We start from the raw sequence: 24,799 nt of genomic DNA on the forward strand, positions 1-24,799 counted from the left end.
GGACTTTTTACCAACACATTTTGTCCACCCTCTAAGTTTATCAAAAGAACTTAAAATAGCGATGGAGCCAGTAATTTACTGGCTCCATCGCCTATAAAACCAACACGTTTTGTCCTATAACCCCTTTTAAGTATGTATTTACCGTATCTGGCTTTTATTATTTTGTTACATCCGGCACTTTCCCAGGGTTCATATCGAGGTTAAGATCCGTCGATTTGAATTGGTGTGGATTTGCTTCTGGTGGCCGTACTTTGAGTTCTGGGTGCAACCATTGTAGTTGTTTCAATTCCCAGTCGTACTTGGCACCGTCGTTTTGTAATTGGCGAATGTCTTTAAAGATACCATCCAGTTGGTCGCTATGTTTATTAGCCATCCCTTCTAGGATGTAAAGGCGACCAGCTACACTATCAACGGAAGAACCATCGTGGTCTTCATCGACACGCCATTGTAGTTCTGAAATTTGTATTTGCTGGAAGATTATAACAATGACCAGCACGATAATAACGCCCCACATGGGTGTTTCTTTAGCTTTCAAAAGGGCCCGCAATTTAGATGCGAGCCCAGATGGTTTGTTCATTATTGTCGATCCTCGAGTTGTAATCCAGGTAATGGTAATTTGGAATTTACAAAGTCTAACCACAAGCGAGAAGCGTGGGAGAGGTAATGACCTTTTTTCCAAATAACATAAAGTGTATGAATGATTTCTGGTACAAGTGGACGTACAACGACCTTGGAACCAACCTCTGTATTTTCACCTGCCTCAGGGCAGAGGCGAGACGGTAATAATGCGATGGCAAGGTCTGCACTAACTGTTTGCAACATGAGATCACGTTGGCTTGTTTCAAATACGATATGAGGTTGAAAACCTGTATGTTTACAAGCTTTGATGATTTCGTCATGCAAATTAAAGTCATCTTTGTGCAATACGAAAGACTCATCAGCTAGCATTTCTAAACGAATTTCTTTTTCTTTCGCAAGAGGGCTAGATTTTGGAACGATAACGGAAAGCGGATCACTAGTAAGGTAGAAGGACTCAAATTCTTTTGGATTTGGTTTCGTACAAATGATACCAATATCAATCAAGCCTTCTTGAACACTAATCTCAACTTTTTTAGAACCTTGTTCATAAAGTTCTAATTCAATTTGTGGATATACTTTTTTGAACTCCCCTAAAAGCTGAGCGAAGATAGGTGCATCGGTAATTGGTGGAATACCAATTCTAATGGAACCTTGTTCCAAACGAAACTCGTTTTCAAAATCAGTTTTTAGATGTTCAAACATGAATACTACGCGTTTTGCGTGGGTTAAGAAGATGGTACCCCCATCAGTAAGTTCTACAGATTTAGCATTACGCATGAAGAGAACAACACCAAGTTCGTCTTCTAAAGCTTTAATAGTACGGCTGATAGCGGATTGGGAGATGTGCAAATTCCGCGCAGCTTTACTAAAGCTTTTTTGATCAGCTACTTCAACGAAGTATTTCAAATGATGAAAATCCATAATTAACCCCCTAAAAATAAAATCTGGTTATGGGAAGTGACCTATACTAAATGAGAATAGTTATTACTATAACGCAATTAGCTATTACTTTATGTAAAGCATGGATAGCAATATTGGCAAAGCGACAGTCACTGTATGTGTTGCGTTGATAGGGCCCAGCACGTTATAATGTGCATATAGGGCTATATCAAGTTATGATATTAGGAATTATGGTTGTGCCCAATACAAAAGTATGTTCACACATAATGCCATATTATATATAACATATATATTATTGCATTATTTTTTCATGTGCGCAAGTTTGTAATGGTTGTTATTCCTAAACATAATGATAGATTAAGCAAGTGTTCTATTTTTGCTAAATGCTTAAGGAGGCAATAATCACATGAGTCGTAAATTTAAAACTATGGACGGCAACCAAGCGGCTGCTCACGTTTCTTATGGTTTTACAGAAGTTGCTGCGATTTACCCAATCACTCCATCTTCCCCAATGCCAGAACACATTGACGAATGGGCTGCGTCTGGTCGTAAAAACATCTTCGGCAACACTGTTCAAGTTGTAGAAATGCAATCTGAAGCAGGTGCTGCTGCCGCAACTCACGGTTCTTTACAAGCTGGTGCATTAACAACAACTTTCACATCTTCCCAAGGTTTGTTATTGATGCTTCCTAACTTATACAAAGTAGCAGGCGAATTACTTCCAGGTGTATTCCAAGTAGCTGCTCGTGCATTGGCTGCACACGCTTTGGCTATCTTCGGTGACCATCAAGACGTAATGGCTGCTCGTGCAGCTGGCTGTGCTATGCTTGCTGAATCCTCCGTACAAGAAGTAATGGACTTGTCCGCTGTAGCTCACTTGACAGCTATTAAAACTCGTGTACCATTCATCAACTTCTTCGACGGTTTCCGTACATCCCATGAAATTCAAAAAATTGAAATCTGGGACTATGAAGATTTGAAACCATTAGTAGATATGGACGCTGTTAAAGCTTTCCGTAAAAATGCTTTGAACCCAGATGCTCCTGTAACTCGTGGTACTGCAGAAAACCCTGATGTTTACTTCCAACATCGCGAAGCATCCAACAAATTCTACTTGAACGTTCCTGACGTTGTAGAACATTACATGAACGAAATTAATAAATTGGCTGGTACTAACTACCAATTGTTCAACTACCATGGTGCTCCTGATGCAACTGACGTAGTCGTAACTATGGGTTCCTCCGCTCAAGTAGTTCAATCCACTGTTGACTACTTAAACAAATTGGGCCGTAAAGTTGGTTTCATCAACGTTCACTTGTTCCGTCCATTCGCAACAGATCGTTTGTTGAAAGCTCTTCCTCAAACAGTAGAACGCATTGCAGTTCTTGACCGTACTAAAGAACCAGGCGCTTTGGCTGAACCATTGTTCTTGGACGTACAAGCTGCTGTAATCGACGGTGGCCGTAACGTAAAAGTTATCGCTGGTCGTTATGGTTTGAGCTCCAAAGACGTTATCCCTGCAGACATCGTATCTGTATTCGATAACTTGGCTGCTGAAAACGGCAAGAAATTCTTCACATTGGGTATCAATGATGATGTTACATTCTTGTCCTTGGATCGTGCTGAAGGCGTAGAAGTTGAAACTCCTGGTTTGACTGAATGTAAATTCTGGGGCTTCGGTTCTGACGGTACTGTAGGTGCGAACAAATCCGCTATCAAAATCATCGGTGACCACACTGACATGTATGCTCAAGCATACTTCGATTACGACTCCAAAAAATCTGGTGGCGTAACAATGTCTCACCTTCGTTTTGGTAAAAATCCAATCAACTTGCCTTACTTGGTAACTGAACCTCAATTCGTAGCATGTCACCGTCAATCCTACGTACATGAATACGACTTGATCCGCGGTATCAAAAAAGGCGGTACATTCTTATTGAACTGTACTTGGTCTCCTGAAGAATTGAACGAACATTTACCAGCTAAATTACGTCGTCAAATCGCAGAAAAAGAATTGAACTTCTACATTATCAACGCTGCGAAAATCGCTTCCGAAATCGGTTTGGGCGGCCGTATCAACATGGTAACTCAAGCTGCGTTCTTCAAATTGACTGAAATCATCCCTGTAGATGACGCTGTTAAATACCTTAAAGAATCCGTAGTAACTTCTTACGGTAAAAAAGGTCAAAATATCGTTGACATGAACAACGCTGCTATCGATCAAGGCGTTAACGCTTTGGTAAAAGTAGATGTTCCTGCTGACTGGAAAAACGCTGTTGATGAAGGCGGCCACGCAGTTAAACCTGGTTGCGAATCTTGCCCATCCTTCGTTCAAAACATTGCACAACCAATCAATGCACAAGCTGGTTATGATCTTCCTGTATCCACATTCGCTGGTTACGAAGATGGTACATTACCTGCTGGTACTGCTAAATTCGAAAAACGCGGTCCTGCATTGTTCGTTCCAAAATGGTTACCTGAAAACTGTATCCAATGTAACCAATGTTCCTTCGTATGTCCACATGCTACAATTCGTCCAATCTTGGCAACTGAAGCAGAAGTGGCTGCAGCTCCAGAACATTTCGATACAATCCCTGCATTGGGCGCTAAAGACCTTCAATTCCGTATCGCAGTATCCCCATTAGATTGCTTGGGTTGCGGTAACTGTGTTGATATCTGTCCAGCTCCTAAAGGCAAAGCTATCGTAATGACTTCCATCGATTCCGAAATCGAACAAGCTGAAGCATGGAACTACGGTGTTAACCTTCCTGTAAAAGAAAACCCTATGAAGAAGGAAACTGTTAAAGGTTCCCAATTCGAACAACCATTGTTCGAGTTCTCCGGTGCTTGCGCAGGTTGTGGTGAAACTCCTTACGCTAAATTGTTAACTCAATTGTTCGGCGACCGCATGATGATTGCCAATGCAACTGGTTGTTCCTCCATTTGGGGTGCTTCCATGCCTGCATCTCCATACACTACTAACCAACAAGGTCAAGGTCCTTCTTGGGCAAACTCCTTGTTCGAAGACAATGCTGAGTATGGTTATGGTATGTATATCGGCGTTAAGAAAATTCGTCAACAATTAGTAGAATTAGCTGCTAAAGCTGTAGAAACTGCTACAGGCGAATTGAAAGAAGCTTTGGAACAATGGATCGAATTCGCTAACCTTGGTGCAGCAACTCGTCAACGTTCCGAACGTTTAGTAGCAGCTATCGAAGCTGAAGGTGCTACAACTCCAGAATTGAAAGAAATTCTTGAGAAAAAACAATTCTTGATCAAACGTTCCCACTGGATCTTCGGTGGTGACGGCTGGGCATACGATATCGGCTTCGGCGGTGTTGACCATGTATTAGCTTCTGGCGAAGACATCAACATCTTCGTATTCGATACTGAAGTATACTCCAACACTGGTGGTCAAGCTTCCAAATCCACTAATATCGCAGCAGTTGCTCAATTCGCAGCTTCTGGTAAACGTACTAAGAAAAAAGACCTTGGCATGATGGCTATGTCTTATGGTTATGTATACGTAGCACAAGTAGCTATGGGTGCAGATAAAAACCAATTGATGAAAGCTGTTGCAGAAGCTGAAGCATATCCAGGTCCTTCCTTGATCATCGCTTACAGCCCATGTATCAACCATGGTATCAAAGCTGGTATGGGTAAAGCTCAAGAAGAACAACGTAAAGCAGTTGCAGCTGGTTACTGGGATCTTTACAGATACAATCCTCAACTTAAAGAAGAAGGTAAAAATCCATTCTCCTTGGATTCCAAAGAACCAACTGAAAACTTCCAAGACTTCCTTAAAGGTGAAGTTCGTTACGCTTCCTTGGCTAAAGCAGCTCCAGATGTTGCAGAAGAATTGTTCGCTAAAACTGAACAAGACGCTAAAGATCGTCGCTTAAGCTATGTTCGCTTACAAAAAGGTTTCGAAGACGTAAAATAATTCGTTATTTAACGACTAAGAACTAATAAGAGGCACCCTTTCGAGGGTGCCTCTTTTGTATATAATATATTTATTATATTATGAGTATATTTGACTGTATCTTAAAATAATATGGCCATTTCTTGAATAGGTAGTTCCTGAATTACTAATGCTTTTACAATAGGTAATATACTAGGAATTTGGTATAATATTAAATAGTTGTGCATATACTATTAGGTATATTGTACTGACATATGATTTGATAACTTTAATAGTAAATATAGAGGTGCTTATGGCTAAGGATAATCAACAGATCGCAACAGATGATATGCAACAAACAATATATAAAGAGTTAGGCTATAAATCCTATCCATTTCCTTTTACTACACCTGCCTATTTGGAAGCATATGGTACACTTGTAGGTCTTAAGCCACCAACGGCTAAAACAGCACGTGTACTTGAATTAGGTGCTACGTATGGGGGAAATATTATTTCTCAAGCTGTGCATAATCCAGAAGCAACATTTGTAGGTATTGAGCTTTCCCAAGATCAAGTAGAGAAGGGTAACAAAATTATTAGTGATGCCAAGTTAGATAATGTATCTCTATTGCAAGGGGATATTTTGAACTTTGATGAATCCTTAGGAAACTTTGATTACATTATTGCCCATGGTTTTTACTCTTGGATTAGCGATGAAATGAAGGATAAGTTGCTTGATATTATATCCCATCATTTGGCTGATAATGGCATTGCATATGTATCCTATAATACATACCCAGGTTGGCATACGATGGAAGAGGTTCGTCAACTTATGCTATTTGCTAATCGTGGTTATGATGAGTTGACTCATAAGGAAAAGGTATTACGTGGTAAAACTGTAGGTAGTCTAGTAGGTGCTCAAATTCTTAATTATGATAACCTTAAAGAGCGTAATAGTAAATTCTTAGGTGCCTTGCGTTCCGTTATGCAAAAGGATGATTATTATGTAGGTCATGACCATTTAGAACCTCATAATGATCCATGTTACTTCTATCAATTTAATGATCATTTAAAAGCTCACAATCTTACATATGTGTGTGATGCAGATTTAACATTATCTATGGTTCGTACCTATGATGACAGCATCGCCGATAAACTTGAAAAATTGGCTCCTAACAGCCAAGCGGATCAAGAACAATATTTAGACTTTATGCTTGATACAACATTCCGCAAGTCTATTATTTGTAAAGAAAGTGCTGCAAAGGATATTAGCTATGATGTAGCTAATCCTGATAAGGTGAATACAGTACCTGTACGGTCTATCGTAAATAGTTTTGTATTCCAAATTCTCTTTGATGAAGAAGCATTAGAAATGTTTGAAAATGAGCTTGTACGAGATACATTCAAAGCGCTCATTAAAGATGGTGGTACTTTCAATATGATCGAAGCCCTTGCCATTTTAAAAGCTGCTCATGATACTGCTAATGCATCTGAAGATGACTTAGAACCAGCTGTATGTAGTTTATATAAAGCTATCGTTGAACATATGGTACGCGGTGGTATTCGATTCTATAAAACATTCCCTGATAAACAGGAATATATGGAGGGCTTATCCTATGTACCAGCTCGTTTTACAAACTTTGTAAAAGCTATTGCTGATGGTGGTAGTGAATATATTTATGGTGCAAATATGTTTAATGACGCTATTGGTGATATTTCTGAAGAAGATTTATTGTTCATGGAATTATTGAATAAGCCTAAAGCCAAGTCTACGATGATTAAGAAGATTAAAGATTCTCTCTTTAGCGCTGATAAGGCCCAAACTGGTAAACACCAAAATGCCATGGCAGAAGCATTCTATAATGAATTGACGAAGCGTATGGAGCAATTAGGCTTTATTAGAAGTAAGAAAAACAATGGTCTTTCGTAATTCTTTTAAAATTTCTAAGATAATATTTTAGTGATTCATATAATCTTCAGAATAAACATAAAACCCATTACACTTATAACATTTATGTGTATTAAGTAGTAATGGGTTTTTGTTTTATATAATTTAATTTAATCTTTTTTAATAATTATTACATTTAGTTATTTAATATTGCCAAAAAAGTATAGTAAATCGATAAAATTAATGAGAAATAAATGAACCATATATGAAAAGTGTGGTATACTATGTATGGGTATTTTTGTGAACATCATCCGATGTGTTGTGGATGATATTATAAATTGTATTAGTTACAATGTTGTTTTTATTGTATTATTTGTAAAAGGAGTCTTTTATGGCATCTAAGAAGGCCGTTCTAGTATATATACTAGAAATCCTGAAAAGTGAAACGGATGCTAATCATACTTTATCTCAAGAGGAGATTCGCAGTATATTAGCCGAGCGGTACGAGGTATCCGTCGATCGGAAGACCTTAGGCCGTCATTTAAATGATTTATATGAATCTGGTGATTTTGGTATTCAATGTGAAGAGTCTGCCGTAGGAGCAGATGGTACTATTCGCCGTACTGATTTTTATATGATTCATACCTTTGAAGATTCGGAATTGAGATTATTAATTGACGGTATTTTGGCGTCTCGTCATATTACCGCATCTCAACGTAAGGATTTAATTAGTCGTGTTGCTAAATTGGGTAGCTCTCATTTCAAGCCCCATGGTATTGATATTGAAAGTGCTACGGGTTACCTTCATAGAAGTCAGGACTTATTCCTTAACATTGATCTCATAGAGGAAGCAATACAAAAGGGGAGAAAAATTTCCTTGGCTTATTGCCAACCTGACGTGGATAAACGATTACATATCAATCTCGGTCCAGATAATAAGGAGCGAAAGTATGTATTCAATCCATTCCAACTAGTTATGAATCGGGGACACTATTACCTAGTTGGGAACCATGAAAATTATGATGACATGTCTACATTGCGTGTCGATCGAATTGCACATATTACGGTGCTGAGCGAACGTAGAAAACCTTTACGGGAGATAAAGGGCTATAACCAACAACGCACCTTTAATGTATCACAATATGTAAAAGAACATATTTACATGTTCGGCGGTGAATCCGTTACCGTAAGTTTTAAGGCAAAGCGGTCTATTGTAAACCAAATTTTAGATTGGTTCGATGGCAATGTGGAATTCACCAACGTCACATCTGATGATGTTGTATGTCGTGTACGTGTAAATCATGATGCCTTTAAGTATTGGGCACTTCAATATATGCAAAGTGTGAAAGTACTTTCACCAGCATCCTTGGTAGCAGAAGTGAAAGAAGCTATTAAGGAAGGCTTAGAACAATACTCATAATAAAAGAGCTAGTTGATCGTTGAATCAACTAGCTCTATTTTTATGTATGCTATTTTAAACGTCCGATTTCTAATTTATAGAACATGCATTTTTTCTGCTTCGCGATAGTCCTTAAGAACTGGACGAGGAGGTAATTTACCCATGATACTCACTACATAGATAGCGATGGAAGAGAAGATGAAGCCTGGCACGATTTCGTAAAGGCCGAGGAATCCAAATTGTTTCCAAATGAGTACGGTAAAACCACCAACTACGATACCTGCGATACAGCCATGACGTGTCATACGTTTCCAGAATAAGGAGAACAAGATCGCTGGACCAAAGGCAGCACCAAAACCTGCCCAAGCATAAGCAACCATGGTTAAGATGTAGCTATCTGGATCCATTGCCATATAGATGGCTATTAATGCAACTAGTAGTACTACGATACGACTTACTAGTACTAGCTCCTTATCACTCGCTTTAGGATGAATGATATTCGCATAGAAGTCATTAGAAATGGCAGAGGCTGTTACTAATAACTGGGCAGATGCGGTACTCATGATAGCTGCGAGTACTGCAGACCAGATGAGACCTGCTACAAATGGTGTAAAGAGACGCTCTGTCATGATGAGGAATACAGTTTCTGCATCAGTGCCTACCAATTTATCTGGCAGCATATATACGTGACCGATGAGGCCAACTGCAATGGCCGCCATAAGGGATAAGATAACCCAAACCATGGCGATGTTTGTAGATTTCTTAAGCTCTTTAGCATCAGAGATAGCCATGAATCTTACGAGGATATGAGGTTGACCGAAGTAGCCAAGCCCCCAACCAAGAGAAGAAATCAAGCCAATAATCCAAGTGAACCAATCAGATGGATCACCGAATAGGCTAAGTCCTTGAGGAAACTCGTGTTGAATGAGTTGGAATGTTTCAATAGGACCACCCATAAACATGGCAGCTGTAATTGGTACCGCTAAGATAGCGAAGAACATCAATGCCCCTTGGATACAATCTGTCCAAGATACGGCGAGGAAGCCGCCGAGGAATGTGTAGAATACGACGATACCCGCTGTAATAAATAGAGATACGGTGTAATCAAGACCAAAGATGGTGTTGAACAGTTTGCCACCTGCTACGAACCCTGATGATGTATAAATCAAGAAGAAAATCAGGATAAATAGGGCGGAGATAACGGCTACCGAATGAGATTGATCGTGGAAACGATTTTTCAAATAGTCCGGTAAAGTTAAACTGTCACTAGCTACCTCAGTATGGTTACGCAAGCGTCTAGAAACAAACTTCCAGTTTGCCCATGTGCCTAATGTGAGACCTACGGCAATCCATACACCAGAAATCCCTGTAGTATACGCTAGGCCAGGCACACCCATGAGCATCCAACCACTCATATCTGATGCTTCCGCACTAAGTGCTGTGATCCATGGTCCTAGTTGTCGGCCACCGAGAATGTAATCACCAATGCTGTTAGATTTCCTGTAATAGTAGACCCCGATATACATCATGAGTCCTAGGTATAAGGCAAAGGCGATGATAATCATTAAGTTGTCTTGTGTCATGCCTATATAAGACCTCCTTAGGTTGCAGTTCTATTCTATAGTATTATAAATAATTCCTATTGTACCATATATTAGTACTTTAGAGTGTAAAAATTTGGTGAGATTGTATTGATTTCTATACGAATTTTAAGCATATACTTTCATCTTGGGCATTAGACGGTTAACCTATAAATCGTATATACTAATAAACCGAAAATACTCGAAATATGATAAAATAATAGAATGGAAAAATGACACGTGAAAGGAGGTACTCATGGATCAACAGGGGACAAGAAAACAAGAAAATCTAAAACAACCAGTTGTGACAAAACAACAAGCACTACGCATGCTAGAAACTTACTTTGGGTATACCTCCTTTAGACCGGCTCAAGAGGCTCCCATTGCCTCCTTATTACGCAATGAAGATGTAATTGGTATCATGCCGACGGGGGCTGGTAAGTCTATCTGTTTTCAGATACCTGCACTCTGCAAGGCGGGGCTTACTATCGTGTTTTCGCCGCTCATTTCTCTTATGAAAGACCAAGTAGATGGTCTATTAGTACAGAATATACCAGCGGCGCTTATCAATAGTACCCTTACGCAAGCGGAGTTTAATAAAACGATGTACGAAGTGCGTAGTGGTAAGATCAAACTCTTATATATTGCGCCGGAGCGACTAGCTTCTAATTTCTTCTGTAATGTGCTGCGAGCGTTGCCTATTGCTCAAGTCATTGTGGATGAGGCTCATTGTATCTCTGAGTGGGGCCATGACTTTAGACCGTCCTATCGCCTCATCGGTGAGTGGCTCAACTCACTGCCTAAAAGACCTATTGTAGGGGCTTTCACAGCGACGGCGACGAAATATGTAGAAAATGATATCAAGAAACTATTAGGTTTAGATAAGGCAAATGTGTATGTAACGGGCTTTGATCGGCCTAATTTATCCTTCTCTGTCATCCGTACACCAAAGCGCATGGATTATGTGGTTCACTATGTGCGCCAACATGCTAACGAAAATGGTATTATCTATTGTGCTACGCGCAAGGATGTAGATCGAGTGTATGAAAATCTAACCCGTGCAGGCATTAAGGTGGGCCATTATCATGGGGGGCTCAGCGATGAAGTACGCCGTGAGATGCAAAATGCTTATGCAGACGATAAACTGCAGGTTATGGTGGCTACTAATGCCTTTGGGATGGGCATAGATAAGAGTAATGTGCGCTATGTGCTGCACTACCAAATGCCGCGCAATATGGAGTCCTACTATCAAGAGGCGGGCCGTGCAGGTCGCGATGGAGCACCTGCAGAATGTATCTTGCTCTACAGTGGGCAGGATGTACAGGTTCATAAGTACTTGATTGAACAGTCCATCGAGACGCCTGAGCGACAAGAGGTGGAGCTCCGCAAGTTACAGTCTATGATTGATTACTGTTTCTGCAGTAATTGTTTACGTAAATATATGCTTAACTATTTTGGTGAAAGCACCGTCTGGACCACATGTGACAATTGTAGTTCCTGTAAAGGATCCGGTGATAAGGTAAATGTAACAAAAGAGGCGAAGGCTATCTTCCGTGCTATTATGGGCACTGATGAGCGCTATGGTGCTTCTATGATTACCTCTATCGTGCGCGGTGAGCGAACTGACCGTATTATGCGAGCAGGCCACGATGCACTCCCTGTATTTGGTTTACTAAGTAATGTAGACGAGAAATCTATTAAAGGGCTCATTCAACAATTTGTAGCTTCTGGTTATTTGCGTAGTTCTTCAGGTAAGTATCCTGTGCTATCTTTGACGGCTGGCGCTGAGGAGGTCCTCGGTGGGCATAAAGAGGTGGAGGAAATCAGGCAACATGTGTCTGTACCATCTAGAACTAGTCGGTCTACGTCTACTACATCACGAGGAAAATCTAGTTCTGGGGCAGGTGGTTTATTTGAACATTTACGACAACATCGCAAGCGCTTAGCCGAAAAGGCAGGGCTTCGACCATATCTTATCTTCCCCGATACAGTGCTTATTGACCTAGCCAATTTACGACCCACTACATTAGGTGAGTTTGGCAATGTTAAGGGTGTAGGGGAAGCAAAATTGAAAAAATATGGCCTCAGTTTTTTACAGGCCATTGCAGAATATAAGGGATAATAAATTTTACTGTATATATGGTAGTACTATGTATTTTTTAGTATGATAGTACTATATATTGTGAGATATAAGGTTAGTATTATTCGACGTATTATACATAGATTTAGGGGGACATATGAGTCTAGCAGATACACAATACCTCGGTATTATTGAAAATATTTTAGAACATGGCACGTATGGTCAAAACCGTACCGGTGTTGCAACTTATAAATTGCCACATCAAATTATGCAATTTGACTTGCAAGAGGAATTCCCAATTTTAACTACAAAGTTTGTCGCTTTCAAAACGGCAGTAAAAGAATTGTTGTGGATTTGGCAAATGCAGTCCAACGATGTACGCAAATTGCAAGAAATGAACGTGCGTGTATGGGATGAGTGGATGCGTGAAGATGGTACCATTGGTAAGGCCTATGGTTACCAAATTGCAAAGTATAAACAACTTGATAATCTCATCAAGACTATTAAGGAAGATCCTGATAGCCGTCGTATGATTGTTACATTGTGGAATATTGAAGATTTAGATGATATGGCATTGCAACCATGTGCGTATGAAACATTATGGGATGTAGCTGATGGACACTTGAACTGCATGCTCATCCAACGCAGTGGCGATATGGGCCTTGGCGTTCCATTCAATACCGCTCAATATGCAGCATTACAATGCATGATTGCCCAAGTAACAGGTCTTAAACCTGGTAAATTTACTCATGTTATCAACAATGCTCATGTCTATGAAAACCATGTAGAAGCATTGCGCGAGCAGTTAGCACGTCGCGATCAAGCGTTGCCAGCACCTAAGATTGTTGTAAACCCTGAGGTGAAAGACTTTTATGATTTCACACCAGAGGACGTTACATTAGATGGGTATGAACATTTAGGTAAATTATCCATGACTGTTGCTGTATAGCAGTGTATTCATGACCATTGCTAAATAGTATTCCATTTATGACTGTTGCCGTATAGTAGTAATTGAAAGAGGCCAGTATGTTAGCATTAATCGTAGCCGTAGCACATAATCGTGTGATTGGTAAAGATAATACCTTGATTTGGCACTTGCCGAATGATTTGAAATTCTTTAAAGAAAAAACGACAGGTCATGTCATCATTATGGGCCGTAAGACCTTTGAAAGTTTGCCGTTCTTATTGCCAAATCGTGAGCACTGGGTGATTACTCGTGATAAGGGCTTTGATGCGCCAGAAGGGGTTAAGATATTCCATAGTCCTGAGGCGGCTGCAGAAGCAGCACGTGCTCTTGATGCGGCCTATGTCCTCGGCGGTGCTCAAGTATATGAGGCTTTCTTGCCTTACGTGGATACGATGTACATTACAGAAGTAGACCACGAATTTGAAGGGGATGCATTTTTCCCAGAGTTTCCAGAGGAGGCTTTCACCATTGATTCCGTAGTAGACGGCGTGGTGGATGAAAAGAACAAATATCCTCATCGTTTTGTAACCTATCGCAGAAAGGCATCTAAATGAGTGAAAGAATGTTTGCCATTATTGGCAGTGAATTAAATGTTAAGCCAAAGCAGGTGCAAGCTGCCGTAGAATTATTGGACGAAGGCAATACGGTGCCATTTATTGCACGTTATCGTAAAGAGGTAACAGGCGAATTGCAAGATGAGCAATTGCGCACCATTGAAGAACGCATTAAATATCTGCGCAATTTGGAAACACGTCGCCAAGAAATCATTGCATCTATTACAGAGCAAGAAAAGATGACCGACGAGTTGATGAAATCCTTAGAAGCCGCAACAAAGCTTCAAGAGTTAGAGGATTTGTATTTACCATACCGTCCTAAGAAACGCACACGTGCTATGATTGCCCGTGAACGAGGCCTAGAGCCGTTGGCGGACATGATCCTTAACGATACGGTTACCGCTGGTGATCCTTTAGAGATTGCTAAAGACTTTGTAACGGAAGAGGTGCCCACACCAGAGGATGCTATTCAAGGTGCGTCTGATATCGTAGCGGAAATCGTTAGTGATAGTGCAGACTTCCGTGCTTACTTGCGCAAAAAGATGTGGAACGAAGGCTTTATTCAAGCTGAGTTGACTGGTGATGAAGAGGTGCAACAACAGTTCTTGCAATATGCAGAATATGCTGAACCGGTTCGTCAAATGCCATCTCACCGTATCTTGGCGGTTAATCGCGGTGAAAAATTAGGGGCTTTGAAATTAGCCCTTACAGTACCAGGTGATACATATGTTGCTTATATGGTGCAAAAGTTAGAGAAAAATCCAAAATCCATCTTCACAGACTATAAAGCAGCTGCAGTAGCCGATGCGTACAAACGTCTAATTTTCCCTGCTCTAGAGCGTGATATACGCAATGAGTTGACGGAAAATGCGGATGAGCAAGCTATCAAGGTATTCGGTGTAAACCTTAAGAACCTATTATTGCAGCCACCTTTGGCAGGCCACGTTATCATGGGTCTTGACCCTGGTTACCGTACAGGTTGTAAGATGGCCATCATCGATCAACAAGGTAATGTACTAGATTACGGTGCCTACTATTTAACGAATAGTGAAAAGCTTCGCAAAGAAGCGCAAAAGGTATTGGCTGATAAAATCCGTAAGTTCAAAGTTACTCTCTTATCTATTGGTAATGGTACTGCATCCTATGAAACAGAGCAATTTGCTTCCACCATGATTGAAGAGGAAAAATTAGATTGTCACTACATCATCACCAATGAAGCTGGTGCATCTGTATATTCTGCTTCTAAATTGGCTATCGATGAATTACCAGATTTAGACGTAACCATACGCGGTGCTGTATCCATTGCACGCCGCGTGCAAGATCCATTGGCTGAATCCGTTAAAATTGATCCTAAATCTATCGGTGTAGGTCAATATCAACATGATGTAAATCAAAAACAATTGACTCATACTTTAGATCAAGTGGTTGAAACCGTAGTAAACCACGTTGGGGTAGAGCTCAATACTGCATCTCCAGCTATTTTGCAACATATTGCAGGTATTTCTAGTACAGTAGCTAAAAATATCGTTGCATATCGTCAAGAGAATGGTGTATTTAAAAGCCGTAAAGAATTGTTGAAAGTACCTCGCTTAGGTCCTGCGGCGTTCACGCAATGTGCGGGTTTCCTTCGCTTGCAACACGGTAAAAATCCACTAGATAATACATCTGTCCATCCTGAGTCTTATGAATTGGCAGAACGTATTATTGGTGAATTAGGTTTTACCTTAAAAGATTTGCAAGACAAAGCACAACTGGAAGCGCTACAAGTGAAATTACCACTTGTTGATGCCGGAAAAATGGCCGCTAAACTTGATGCGGGTGTACCGACTGTACGAGATATCTTAGGGGCTTTAGCAAAACCAGGTCGTGACCCTCGTGAAGATTTGCCAGCACCACTTACTAGAAAACATGTAGTAAGCCTTGAAGATATCAAGGTTGGTACTGTGGTAAAAGGTACTGTTCACAACGTAGTTGACTTTGGTGCCTTCGTAGACTTTGGTCTTAAAACTAATGGTCTTTTACATCGCAGTGAACTTTGTAACAGCCGTCAACATCCATCTGATGTGCTTGCTGTAGGCGATATTATTGAAGCTCAAATTATTTCTGTTGATGTAAAACGTAATCGTATCGGTTTATCTGTAAAAGCATTACAACCAGAAAAACCAAAGAATAACGATGGCAACCGTAATAGAAATAACAACGGACAACGTCGAAACAACGATCGTAATAATAACCGTAACAATAACCGTAACAATGGTGGTCGACAAAACAATTAGTATCAATTGAATTATATTATTGAGAAATACACTTGACTAAAAGTCATCGTACATAAAACCGCACTCTCTATGGATTTTGAGGGTGCGGTTTTTCTATATAACTTAAAACTATGTATAATAATGCAGAACAGATATATCGAAAATGATATATCTGATTGAAATATTTAGATATAAAGCGTATGATGAAATCACAGAGGAAATCTTCCTCAATCTATATTCCTACATAGGAGGTAATGCTATGAGCTTGAACCTTAAAGAAAGATATGGACTTTTAATTAATAATGAATGGGTAGCCGCATCTGACGGCGCTGAATTTAATGTATATAACCCTGCTAATGGCGAACAACTCGCTATCTGTGCAGAGGCTACGAAAGACGATGTTGATAAAGCAGTAGACGCTGCAACAGAAGCTTTTAAAACTTGGAAAACAGTATCTCAAATAGAGCGTGCTGATTACTTGTTAAAAATTGCTGACGCTATTGATGCTCATAAAGAGTACTTGGCACAAGTTGAAACATATGACAATGGTAAACCAATCCGTGAAACTTTGAACGTAGATATTCCACTTGGTGCTGACCATTTCCGTTACTTCGCTGGTGTACTTCGTTCCGAAGAAGGCTCTGCACAAGTATTTGATGAAAATACTTTGAGCCTCATCGTTCGTGAACCGATTGGCGTTGTAGGTCAGGTCGTACCTTGGAACTTCCCATTCCTAATGGCTGCTTGGAAATTGGCACCAGCTCTTGCAGCAGGTTGTACAGTTGTTATTAAACCTTCTAGCCATACATCCCTTAGCCTTTTAGTATTAGGCGATATTTTGAAAGACATCTTGCCTCCAGGTGTTGTAAACATCGTAACTGGTAAAGGCTCTAAATCTGGTCAATATATCCTTGATCATCCTGGCTTCAGTAAACTTGCTTTCACAGGCTCTACAGAAGTAGGTCTTGATGTATATAAAGCAGCATCTGAACGCTTGATTCCAGCTACATTGGAATTAGGTGGTAAATCTGCGAATATCTTCTTTGAAGATGCAAACTGGAAACAAGCTCTTGATGGGGCAATGCTCGGTATACTCTTCAACCAAGGTCAAGTATGCTGCGCAGGTTCCCGTATCTTCGTACAAGATACAATTTATGATAAATTCGTAGCTGAACTTTCCGCTTTATTTGATAAAGTAAAAGTTGGTTTACCTTGGGAAGAATCTACACAACTTGGTTCTTTGATTTACGAAGCACAAGTTGAGAAAGTACTTAGCTATGTAGAAATTGCTAAAGAAGAAGGCGCTCGCGTTGCAGCTGGTGGTGTACGCGTTACTGACGGCGAACTTGGTAAAGGTTGCTTCATTAGACCTACACTTATCGTAGATGCTACAAACGATATGCGCGTAGCTCGTGAAGAAATCTTCGGCCCTGTAGCTGTTGTTATCAAATTCCACAGCGAAGAAGAAGTGATCGAACAAGCTAATGACAGCTTATACGGTCTTGGCGGCGGTGTATTCACACAAAACCTCAACCGTGCAATCCGCGTAGCTCGAGCAATCGAAACAGGTCGTATGTGGGTTAACACATATAACTCCATCCCAGCAGGCGCACCATTTGGTGGTTACAAACAATCTGGTATTGGCCGTGAAACTCACAAAGTTATCCTTGAACACTACACTCAAATGAAAAATATCATTATTAACTTGAGCGATAAACCATCTGGTTTCTACGATTTAGATTAATAAAATACAACTCTCCTATAAACTATAACAATGAGGCACCTCGTAAGAGGTGCCTTTTTTACGTTTAATTTTAGGGTAGTTTCTTAAATATGGATGTATACTGTATGCTATAATTAAGACCAACTAAGAGTGTATTGTAAAAGAGACTGGAGAGACAATGCGTAAATTAGATATATTAGGTATAGAGTTCATTATTGTATCTATAGTGTTGGGTGTAATACTTTATAAACTTGAAATAAGTAAGCATATCATTGACGAAGACTATGAATATATAAAAAAACATAGAATTTTTGGTAACTTAACAAAGTATCTAACTATAATCAGTATTATAAGTATAGTTTTAATAGATCTTAGGTTTATAATTTATAAAGATTATGAATTCATTATGACTTATGGGGGTGGATGGGTTGTTATGGGCCTTCTCACAATCTGTACAGGATTTTTCCAAAAGAAAAATAGTGTATATTTTAAACGGGGGCTTATTGCTATATTGTCGATATTGATATTTATTGCTGTATATATGTATGCATTTCGTGATGTATTTTTTTAGTAGTAAATCAAAAATAGAAAACTATTAGGTAATATCAATATAGATATTGTTTTGAGAGGGTGCCTATGAATTCAAAGAGAGTATTGAAATGGATTGGGTGTGTTGTTGCTGCCATATTATTAATTTATATTACTTTAATGGTAATAGTAATTTTATTGTTAGCTGGTAGTAGTGATTTTAAAAATAGCTCCATTCATTTAACTGAATTTTATAATAGTGCATTATTTTATGACGATGAAGAACATAAGATTGCTGATAATGTAGTTGCTGTTCATGAGGTAGATAATAAACTTTATTACATAACGTTAGACGGTATTGGTATTTTTGATGAAAATGTAAGTTTATTAGATGCTTGGAATAAAGATCTTAATAAATATAATACTTTCATTCCTCGAATAGATGCTAAAAAAACAGACTTTAATATGAGTCTTGATGAGTTATATCCTAATATTTCTAGTCTTGATGAAAGTGATAGAGATATATGGCATGAGATCTTTTATGATAGTGAGAAACGATATACAGGTCCATACGCTGGATATACTATAAAGCTACCTTTCTATGTATCATATAGAAAGGAAGATATGGTTAAGCATAATGATATAGTTGATCTTTCTACAGGGACTATTATTGGTAGGTATGGGAGTGAGCATATTTTAAGAAATAATGCTTATTATAATTTTGAATTTGGGAAATTGACTAAAATTGATTTCTCTCAGAAAGCTATATATAGCTATTATTCTAATAATCTTGATATAGGGCGGTTTAGCAAGAATAATTCAGGTGATGAGAGATATGAATCTTATGCACGAAATGAGCTAGATACAGTAAGAACGAAAGACTTAAAGGTATTACCTAACTTATTGAATCAACAATTTATAGTGTTTAATTCCTTTAATGACTTTTCTGATTTTGATAAAGATACCTTTGAAGCATTAGCTATTAATGCGATTAAAAATAGGAAGGCGCTACAATTAGGGCCATTAGAAAATCAAACCCTAAGGCAATACTTAAGTAAATAGAGTAAATGCATAGTGAAGAATATTTGTACTAGATAAAATAAGGAGTATCAAATTAATGAATCCTATTCCCATCAAAAAATTGTATAATCCTCAATATGATTTGTTATCTACTAGCGATAGAATGGAATTATTAAATAAGATTGGAAAAATATATAATTTAGAATTAATATGCTTTAAAGAATTTACTGCCTTTGGAAAATCCACATATACAGCGGTATATCGTTCACATGATGGTATAGAATTTGTATTTGTTCCTGGAGATACTGTTACGTTAGGGTTTGATTTTAAAAATAAACCATTTCAGGATATTTTTAATGATGAAAATTTAGCGGAGCTTGCCTATCCATTTGTCGAGGGATATGAAGAGGAAATCTTTAGTGAAGACGATGTTCAAACTAAGATTAGCGAAACACTAGAAGATGAAGAGGTACTATCCAACATAGAAACGTATTTTAAACATAATTTTACTCAAGAAGATGAGTTTGTGATCCATCCATTATTGGTACAAAAAGAGTATAGTGAAACTTGTTGGATACCTATTTCAGATGAGACACTCAGACAAAATAAAGAGTGGCAACAGATGATAAAAAAAGCCGAGGAAAAAGGTGTTTCTGAAGTGATGGTGCACAACACGGTTTGTTTATATAAAACAGATGATAGCAATTGGTGTGGCAAACTTTATGAAGAAACAACATTTAAGAAACTTTTACAGGATATAAAAGATAATAGATATTCTCTGCCTACACAAAGAGAGTGGGAGTATTTAGCTGGCAAGGGGTGTAGAAATATCTTTCCATGGGGAAACAATATAGATTTCTCTATGAATTTAAAGCATATGGAATGGATGGATAATGATGGAGATTATACGTTAGAAAAAGAAAACTTTTTTGGCCTTGTTATAGGTGACGATCCGTATTGTAGAGAAATTGTATATGATGATGTGTTTTCCTATAAAGGTGGAGATGGTGGCCGCAATTTATGCGGAGGATTAGGTGTTGTGTGGGGCTATCTTCCTATTTCACCATATTTTCAAGATAGGGGAGTAGGAATGGGCGATTATATAAATGGTGGATATGATTTCTTTAGGAGGATTATAAGAATTGTTGATGATAGTGTGAAATGATGTCACATATAATAATTCTAGAATATCAAATGGCAATATCGTTTCATAAATGAAACAGGTGCCTCATAGGAGGCACCTGTTTTATTAATAGTGGGATAAACGGAATACTCTTCTATATTCTTCAGGCGAATCAGAACCATCAGCAGGTTTTATGATAATCCTAATAAATATCTCTTTTTTGAAATCTGGATATGTTTTAGCATATTCTTTGCAGAATTGATCCATGCGATTATAAAAGTTTGTTACATCTTGGTTTTGTATGGCCGAATAGGGGATAGGTATTTCAATATACAAAGAAGATGTATCATATGTGGCATAGGATAACTCCTCTGCCGTTAGATAGTTTTTCATTAATGGAAATGCTGTTATCAGCGGAATGTTGGTTGTCAGTATTCGATCAACTTGTGGTACAACAGGTGCAGAGGTGTGCATGACTTCAGATATTTCAATGGGCATTTGTGGATACTTGTCAAAGGTGACTTGCCATGTATTGTTTCTTTGTGCCTCCAACTGATATGTTAGATTAGGATAATCCTTGTTTATATATTGTTGTACCTCATCTTCACTATAATGTGATAGAAGATGACAACCCGTTGTTAGTATGAGGGATAGTACAATCAACGGTAGTAATATAAATCTTTTAAGAGTAAATGGTTTCATTGGTATTCCTTTTATACTATTTTAGAAAGTTCATTAAATCGTAATTGCTTAACAGGCATTGCTTAATTATTGGCGGTATTTTGAAGTACGTTCTTTTAATTATATTATACCTAAAACATATTTTTACTTATATAGTTGATTAATACCATACAAGTCTCCAATAAACTATAACAATGAGGTGCCTTTTTTGTGCATAATATAGGAAATCAGTATCTTATAAGTGTGAATCTGCCGTATGCTATAATAAAGAACATCTAAAAGTGTATTGTAAAAGAGACTGGTAAAAAATGAAAAAACTTGAAATGTTAGGATATTTTTGGATTTTCACATCTATATCGTTATGTATAGGGTTATATAAACTTGAGCTTAGTAAACGTGTCATTGATGAAGAGTATGAATACATCAAAAAACATAGAGCTTTTGGTAATTTAACCAAGTATTTAACAATAATTGCAATTATAATTGTAGTCCTATTAAATTGTAAATTTTTAATTGATAAAGATTATTTATTTATTGCGAGATATGGTGTTGCTTGGGGTATTTTCGTGCTTTTGATAATGTGTACAGGATTTTTTCAAAAGAGAGACAGTTTATATTATAAACGTGGGATTATTGCTATTGTTTCAATATTATTCGGTGTTGTAGGCTCTGCTTATGCGTTTAAAGATATATTCTTTAAGTAGTAAAGAGAAAGATTGAATACAAGAAAAGTATCGTCGATGAAAAATGAGGTAAAAGATGAGTAGGTTAACAATATTAGGTAGTACGTTTGTTTTTGCATCTATCATATCGGGAATAGCCTTATATAAACTTGAAATTCGTAAGACTTCAATTAATGAAGAGTATGAATACATAAAAAAACATAGAGTTTTTGGTAGTTTAACAAAATATTTGTCTATTATTTCTCTTATAAGTTTAGCTCTACTGATTCTTAAAATTATAATTGATAGAGATTATACAGTAATTGTGAGTTATGGAAGTGTTTGGACTATTTTTACACTTGTTACACTGTGCACAGGATATTTTCAAAAAAGAGATAGCATATATTACAATCGTGGACTCATTGCCGTATTTTCGATGCTGATGTTTATTACTGTTTGCATCTATGCGTTTAGGAAGGTATTATTCTAAATAAAAAATATATATTGTTTTATTATCTTAGACTAATAATATAGAATTCTTCAATAAACCATAATAAGAAGACACCTCCTTCGAGGTGCCTTTTTTGTGCATAATATAGAAGATCAGTATCTAATAAGTGTGGAGCTGCCGTATGCTATAATTAAGAACATTTAAGAGTGTATTGTAAAAGAGACTGGTGAAAATGATTAAAGGAGAGTATAAACCATGATTCATTTAGATTATCTATTAGTTATAGGCATATTGCTTAGCATTTTACTCTTTCTTTTGGTTGGAGTTTTCTATTATAGACAATGTAAATTTTTTAAGGGCATAAATATTTGGTTCTTAATAATACTTAGCGTTGTGTTAAGTTATTTATTATATCCCTTATATGAACTGACAGATTATAGAGAAGAATTTACATCAATCGTTATAATCGCTGCGATAATCATTAAAATAATTATCAATTTATCTATATTTATGATAGCTGATCGAATAATAACGAAATGGATTTCTAAATTACTATTACTTCTATGGGTTGTTCTTGTTGAATGTTTGTATATGCCTATTCATTTATCATACCTTGTTTTCCTTTGTGTGTCAGGTGGAATCGTTTTAATAGAACAGTTAAGAGAGAGAAGAAAGAACATTTAGTTTTGACTTGTAATTACTTTTATAGCGTTCACCTTTGAAATATGATATACTATTCTAACGCGCATAATTCGTGCGCGATAGGAGGAAACACATTTAGATGTTAGAAAAATTTGAACAATTAATGATTAGCGAACCTGTTCTAAGAGCGTTAAACGATATGGGCTTTGAAGAGCCTACGCCAATTCAACAGGAAGCTATCCCAGTAGCCATGAGCGGTAAAGACATGATCGGTCAAGCTCAAACAGGTACTGGTAAGACAGCAGCATTTGGCTTGCCTGTATTGGAACGCGTAGACGGGAATGAGCGTCACGTTCAAGTAGTTATTTTATCCCCTACACGAGAATTAGCTATCCAAGTAGCTGAAGAGCTTAACAAAATGGCTCAATACACGAATATCACAGCACTACCTATCTATGGTGGTCAAGATATTAATCGTCAGTTCCGTGCCTTGAAAAAAAATCCACAAATCATCGTTGCCACTCCAGGCCGATTGATGGACCATATGGATCGTGGTTCTATCCACTTTGACCATGTGAAAGTTGTGGTATTGGACGAAGCCGACGAAATGTTAAACATGGGCTTTGTTGATGATATCAATAAAATCTTGGGTGCTATCCCAGAAGACCATCAAACATTGTTGTTCTCCGCAACTATGCCTAAAGCTATCCAACAATTAGCTGAAACATATTTGACAGAGCCAACATTGATTCGTATGAAACCGACTCAAGTTACGATGGACTTAATTGAACAATATTATATCGAAGTGCAAGACCGTCAAAAATTCGATGTTCTTTGCCGCTTGTTCGATATTCAAACACCTGAACTTGCTATTATCTTCACACGTACAAAACGTCGTGTTGATGAAGTAACTGAAGGTCTTAAAAAACGTGGTTACATGGCGGAAGGTATTCATGGCGATTTGTCTCAACAAAAACGGGACAGCGTAATTCGTCAATTCCGCGAAGGTACCATCGATATTCTCGTGGCTACTGATGTGGCAGCTCGCGGTCTTGACATTTCTGGCGTATCTCACGTATATAACTATGATATGCCTCAAGATCCTGAAAGCTACACACACCGCGTAGGTCGTACAGGCCGTGCCGGTAAAGCTGGTCAAGCTTTCACGTTCGTTATCCCTCGTGAAATGGAGCATTTACATGCTATCGAGCGTTTAACAAAACGTAAAATCGCACGCCGCCGTGCACCTTCCTTAGGTGAAGTTCTTGAAGGTCAACAACGTTTGGCAATTGAAAGTCTCGTTGAAATGACAGATAATTTAGAAGCATTAGCACCATTCAAATCTAGTGCGGAGGAATTGTTGAATGATACAGATTCCGTAACACTTTTGGCAGCAGCTCTTAAATTGTTAACAAAAGAACCAGATACAACTCCTGTAAATATTACAGAAGAAAAACCATTGCGTGTACGCCGTCGTCGTGAAGGTGGTCGTAGTGACCGCCGCCGTAGTGACCGTCGTAGAGATGGTGATCGCCGCCGTGACGGAGATCGTCGTCGTGATGATCGTCCTCGTCGCAGTCGCGATGACCGCAGAGGTGAACGTCGTGATGACCGCCGCAGAGATGATCGTAGATCTGATCGTCCACGTGGTGACAGAAAACCTCGTCATCAAGGTGAAGGTTTCAAGCCTTACTTTAAAGACTAATAGAATGTGGATTGCTTTCGAGCAATCCACATTTTTTATTGTACGCCGAATAGGCATGACTAAACCCCCAGTTAAACTGGGGGTCGATAAAAAATTCTTAGAGAAAAGGAAAGAACCTCCTAGTGATAGAATGAAGTTGGTCTGGCAACCACAACATTTCA

18 protein-coding genes are annotated in these 24,799 nt (G+C 38.3%); 14 read left to right on the forward strand and 4 right to left on the reverse strand.

The genetic code is table 11. The features are described from left to right. Positions 1-157: 157 nt before the first annotated feature. Positions 158-577 (reverse strand): hypothetical protein, encoded by a 420-nt coding sequence (locus MOQ65_RS09230; RefSeq protein ID WP_257847358.1) that lies wholly within the window; start codon positions 575-577, stop codon positions 158-160. Further along, a complete protein-coding gene (locus MOQ65_RS09235) occupies positions 577-1,500 on the reverse strand; it encodes a LysR family transcriptional regulator (RefSeq protein WP_155087082.1) in 924 nt (307 codons plus the stop codon). The genes MOQ65_RS09230 and MOQ65_RS09235 overlap by 1 nt, the downstream gene beginning before the upstream one ends. 385 nt (positions 1,501-1,885) lie before the next feature. Here MOQ65_RS09235 and nifJ point away from each other — a divergent pair, with 385 nt between their 5' ends. From nifJ to MOQ65_RS09250, 3 genes are all read left to right on the forward strand, one after another. Then, complete coding sequence (gene nifJ / locus MOQ65_RS09240; protein ID WP_257847359.1) at positions 1,886-5,422, forward strand: pyruvate:ferredoxin (flavodoxin) oxidoreductase; 3,537 nt, start codon at positions 1,886-1,888, stop codon at positions 5,420-5,422. A gap of 271 nt (positions 5,423-5,693) precedes the next feature. After that, a complete protein-coding gene (locus MOQ65_RS09245) occupies positions 5,694-7,310 on the forward strand; it encodes a methyltransferase regulatory domain-containing protein (RefSeq protein WP_257847360.1) in 1,617 nt (538 codons plus the stop codon). A 349-nt stretch (positions 7,311-7,659) separates the two neighbouring features. Next, entirely contained in the window at positions 7,660-8,688 is a 1,029-nt protein-coding gene (locus MOQ65_RS09250; RefSeq protein WP_060924517.1) for a helix-turn-helix transcriptional regulator, read from the forward strand. Between the two features lie 74 nt (positions 8,689-8,762). Here MOQ65_RS09250 and putP read toward each other — a convergent pair whose 3' ends face one another. Continuing rightward, positions 8,763-10,250, reverse strand: coding sequence for a sodium/proline symporter PutP (gene putP / locus MOQ65_RS09255; RefSeq protein ID WP_257847361.1), 1,488 nt, complete (start codon positions 10,248-10,250; stop codon positions 8,763-8,765). Positions 10,251-10,503: 253 nt separating this feature from the next. On the opposite strand from putP, the gene recQ reads away from it, so the two are divergent. From recQ to MOQ65_RS09295, 8 genes are all read left to right on the forward strand, one after another. Continuing rightward, entirely contained in the window at positions 10,504-12,369 is a 1,866-nt protein-coding gene (gene recQ / locus MOQ65_RS09260; protein WP_257847362.1) for a DNA helicase RecQ, read from the forward strand. 115 nt (positions 12,370-12,484) lie between these two features. Further along, positions 12,485-13,276: a thymidylate synthase gene (locus MOQ65_RS09265; RefSeq protein WP_195186648.1), complete on the forward strand. Its 792-nt coding sequence runs from the start codon at positions 12,485-12,487 to the stop codon at positions 13,274-13,276. 77 nt (positions 13,277-13,353) lie between these two features. Beyond that, on the forward strand, positions 13,354-13,848 hold the full coding sequence (locus MOQ65_RS09270; RefSeq protein WP_105084867.1) for a dihydrofolate reductase: 495 nt from the start codon (positions 13,354-13,356) through the stop codon (positions 13,846-13,848). Continuing rightward, positions 13,845-16,124 carry a Tex family protein gene (locus MOQ65_RS09275; protein WP_257847363.1) on the forward strand — a complete coding sequence of 760 codons (2,280 nt, stop codon included), beginning with the start codon at positions 13,845-13,847 and terminating at the stop codon, positions 16,122-16,124. Before MOQ65_RS09270 ends, MOQ65_RS09275 begins: the two co-directional genes overlap by 4 nt. Positions 16,125-16,362: 238 nt before the next feature. Beyond that, positions 16,363-17,847, forward strand: coding sequence for an aldehyde dehydrogenase family protein (locus MOQ65_RS09280; protein WP_257847364.1), 1,485 nt, complete (start codon positions 16,363-16,365; stop codon positions 17,845-17,847). A gap of 157 nt (positions 17,848-18,004) precedes the next feature. Next, entirely contained in the window at positions 18,005-18,397 is a 393-nt protein-coding gene (locus tag MOQ65_RS09285; RefSeq protein WP_213467160.1) for a hypothetical protein, read from the forward strand. Between the two features lie 65 nt (positions 18,398-18,462). After that, entirely contained in the window at positions 18,463-19,416 is a 954-nt protein-coding gene (locus MOQ65_RS09290) for a hypothetical protein (RefSeq protein ID WP_213467159.1), read from the forward strand. A 55-nt stretch (positions 19,417-19,471) separates the two neighbouring features. Beyond that, the gene (locus MOQ65_RS09295; RefSeq protein ID WP_257847365.1) at positions 19,472-20,539 is read left to right on the forward strand and encodes a hypothetical protein; all 1,068 of its coding nucleotides are present in this window, start codon (positions 19,472-19,474) and stop codon (positions 20,537-20,539) included. An 84-nt stretch (positions 20,540-20,623) separates the two neighbouring features. On the opposite strand, the gene MOQ65_RS09300 is transcribed toward MOQ65_RS09295, so the two are convergent. Continuing rightward, positions 20,624-21,199 (reverse strand): hypothetical protein, encoded by a 576-nt coding sequence (locus MOQ65_RS09300; protein WP_257847366.1) that lies wholly within the window; start codon positions 21,197-21,199, stop codon positions 20,624-20,626. Positions 21,200-21,486: 287 nt separating this feature from the next. On the opposite strand from MOQ65_RS09300, the gene MOQ65_RS09305 reads away from it, so the two are divergent. The 3 genes from MOQ65_RS09305 (at position 21,487) to cshA (ending at position 24,638) form a co-directional block, all read left to right on the forward strand. Then, a complete protein-coding gene (locus MOQ65_RS09305; RefSeq protein WP_257847367.1) occupies positions 21,487-21,882 on the forward strand; it encodes a hypothetical protein in 396 nt (131 codons plus the stop codon). A 55-nt stretch (positions 21,883-21,937) separates the two neighbouring features. Beyond that, positions 21,938-22,330, forward strand: coding sequence for a hypothetical protein (locus tag MOQ65_RS09310; RefSeq protein ID WP_105094119.1), 393 nt, complete (start codon positions 21,938-21,940; stop codon positions 22,328-22,330). A gap of 742 nt (positions 22,331-23,072) precedes the next feature. Then, positions 23,073-24,638, forward strand: coding sequence for a degradosome RNA helicase CshA (gene cshA, locus MOQ65_RS09315; protein WP_257847368.1), 1,566 nt, complete (start codon positions 23,073-23,075; stop codon positions 24,636-24,638). Positions 24,639-24,799 lie beyond the last annotated feature (161 nt).

The organism is Veillonella faecalis, assembly GCF_024677885.1.
GTDB lineage: Bacteria > Bacillota > Negativicutes > Veillonellales > Veillonellaceae > Veillonella > Veillonella nakazawae.

Excerpts from the sequence above, each read along its gene's own strand:
- MOQ65_RS09230 (WP_257847358.1), bottom strand. The coding sequence starts at position 577 with ATGAACAAACCATCTGGGCTCGCATCTAAATTGCGGGCCCTTTTGAAA.
- MOQ65_RS09235 (WP_155087082.1), bottom strand. The coding sequence starts at position 1,500 with ATGGATTTTCATCATTTGAAATACTTCGTTGAAGTAGCTGATCAAAAA.
- nifJ (WP_257847359.1), top strand. The coding sequence starts at position 1,886 with ATGAGTCGTAAATTTAAAACTATGGACGGCAACCAAGCGGCTGCTCAC.
- MOQ65_RS09245 (WP_257847360.1), top strand. The coding sequence starts at position 5,694 with ATGGCTAAGGATAATCAACAGATCGCAACAGATGATATGCAACAAACA.
- MOQ65_RS09250 (WP_060924517.1), top strand. The coding sequence starts at position 7,660 with ATGGCATCTAAGAAGGCCGTTCTAGTATATATACTAGAAATCCTGAAA.
- putP (WP_257847361.1), bottom strand. The coding sequence starts at position 10,250 with ATGACACAAGACAACTTAATGATTATCATCGCCTTTGCCTTATACCTA.
- recQ (WP_257847362.1), top strand. The coding sequence starts at position 10,504 with ATGGATCAACAGGGGACAAGAAAACAAGAAAATCTAAAACAACCAGTT.
- MOQ65_RS09265 (WP_195186648.1), top strand. The coding sequence starts at position 12,485 with ATGAGTCTAGCAGATACACAATACCTCGGTATTATTGAAAATATTTTA.
- MOQ65_RS09270 (WP_105084867.1), top strand. The coding sequence starts at position 13,354 with ATGTTAGCATTAATCGTAGCCGTAGCACATAATCGTGTGATTGGTAAA.
- MOQ65_RS09275 (WP_257847363.1), top strand. The coding sequence starts at position 13,845 with ATGAGTGAAAGAATGTTTGCCATTATTGGCAGTGAATTAAATGTTAAG.
- MOQ65_RS09280 (WP_257847364.1), top strand. The coding sequence starts at position 16,363 with ATGAGCTTGAACCTTAAAGAAAGATATGGACTTTTAATTAATAATGAA.
- MOQ65_RS09285 (WP_213467160.1), top strand. The coding sequence starts at position 18,005 with ATGCGTAAATTAGATATATTAGGTATAGAGTTCATTATTGTATCTATA.
- MOQ65_RS09290 (WP_213467159.1), top strand. The coding sequence starts at position 18,463 with ATGAATTCAAAGAGAGTATTGAAATGGATTGGGTGTGTTGTTGCTGCC.
- MOQ65_RS09295 (WP_257847365.1), top strand. The coding sequence starts at position 19,472 with ATGAATCCTATTCCCATCAAAAAATTGTATAATCCTCAATATGATTTG.
- MOQ65_RS09300 (WP_257847366.1), bottom strand. The coding sequence starts at position 21,199 with ATGAAACCATTTACTCTTAAAAGATTTATATTACTACCGTTGATTGTA.
- MOQ65_RS09305 (WP_257847367.1), top strand. The coding sequence starts at position 21,487 with ATGAAAAAACTTGAAATGTTAGGATATTTTTGGATTTTCACATCTATA.
- MOQ65_RS09310 (WP_105094119.1), top strand. The coding sequence starts at position 21,938 with ATGAGTAGGTTAACAATATTAGGTAGTACGTTTGTTTTTGCATCTATC.
- cshA (WP_257847368.1), top strand. The coding sequence starts at position 23,073 with ATGTTAGAAAAATTTGAACAATTAATGATTAGCGAACCTGTTCTAAGA.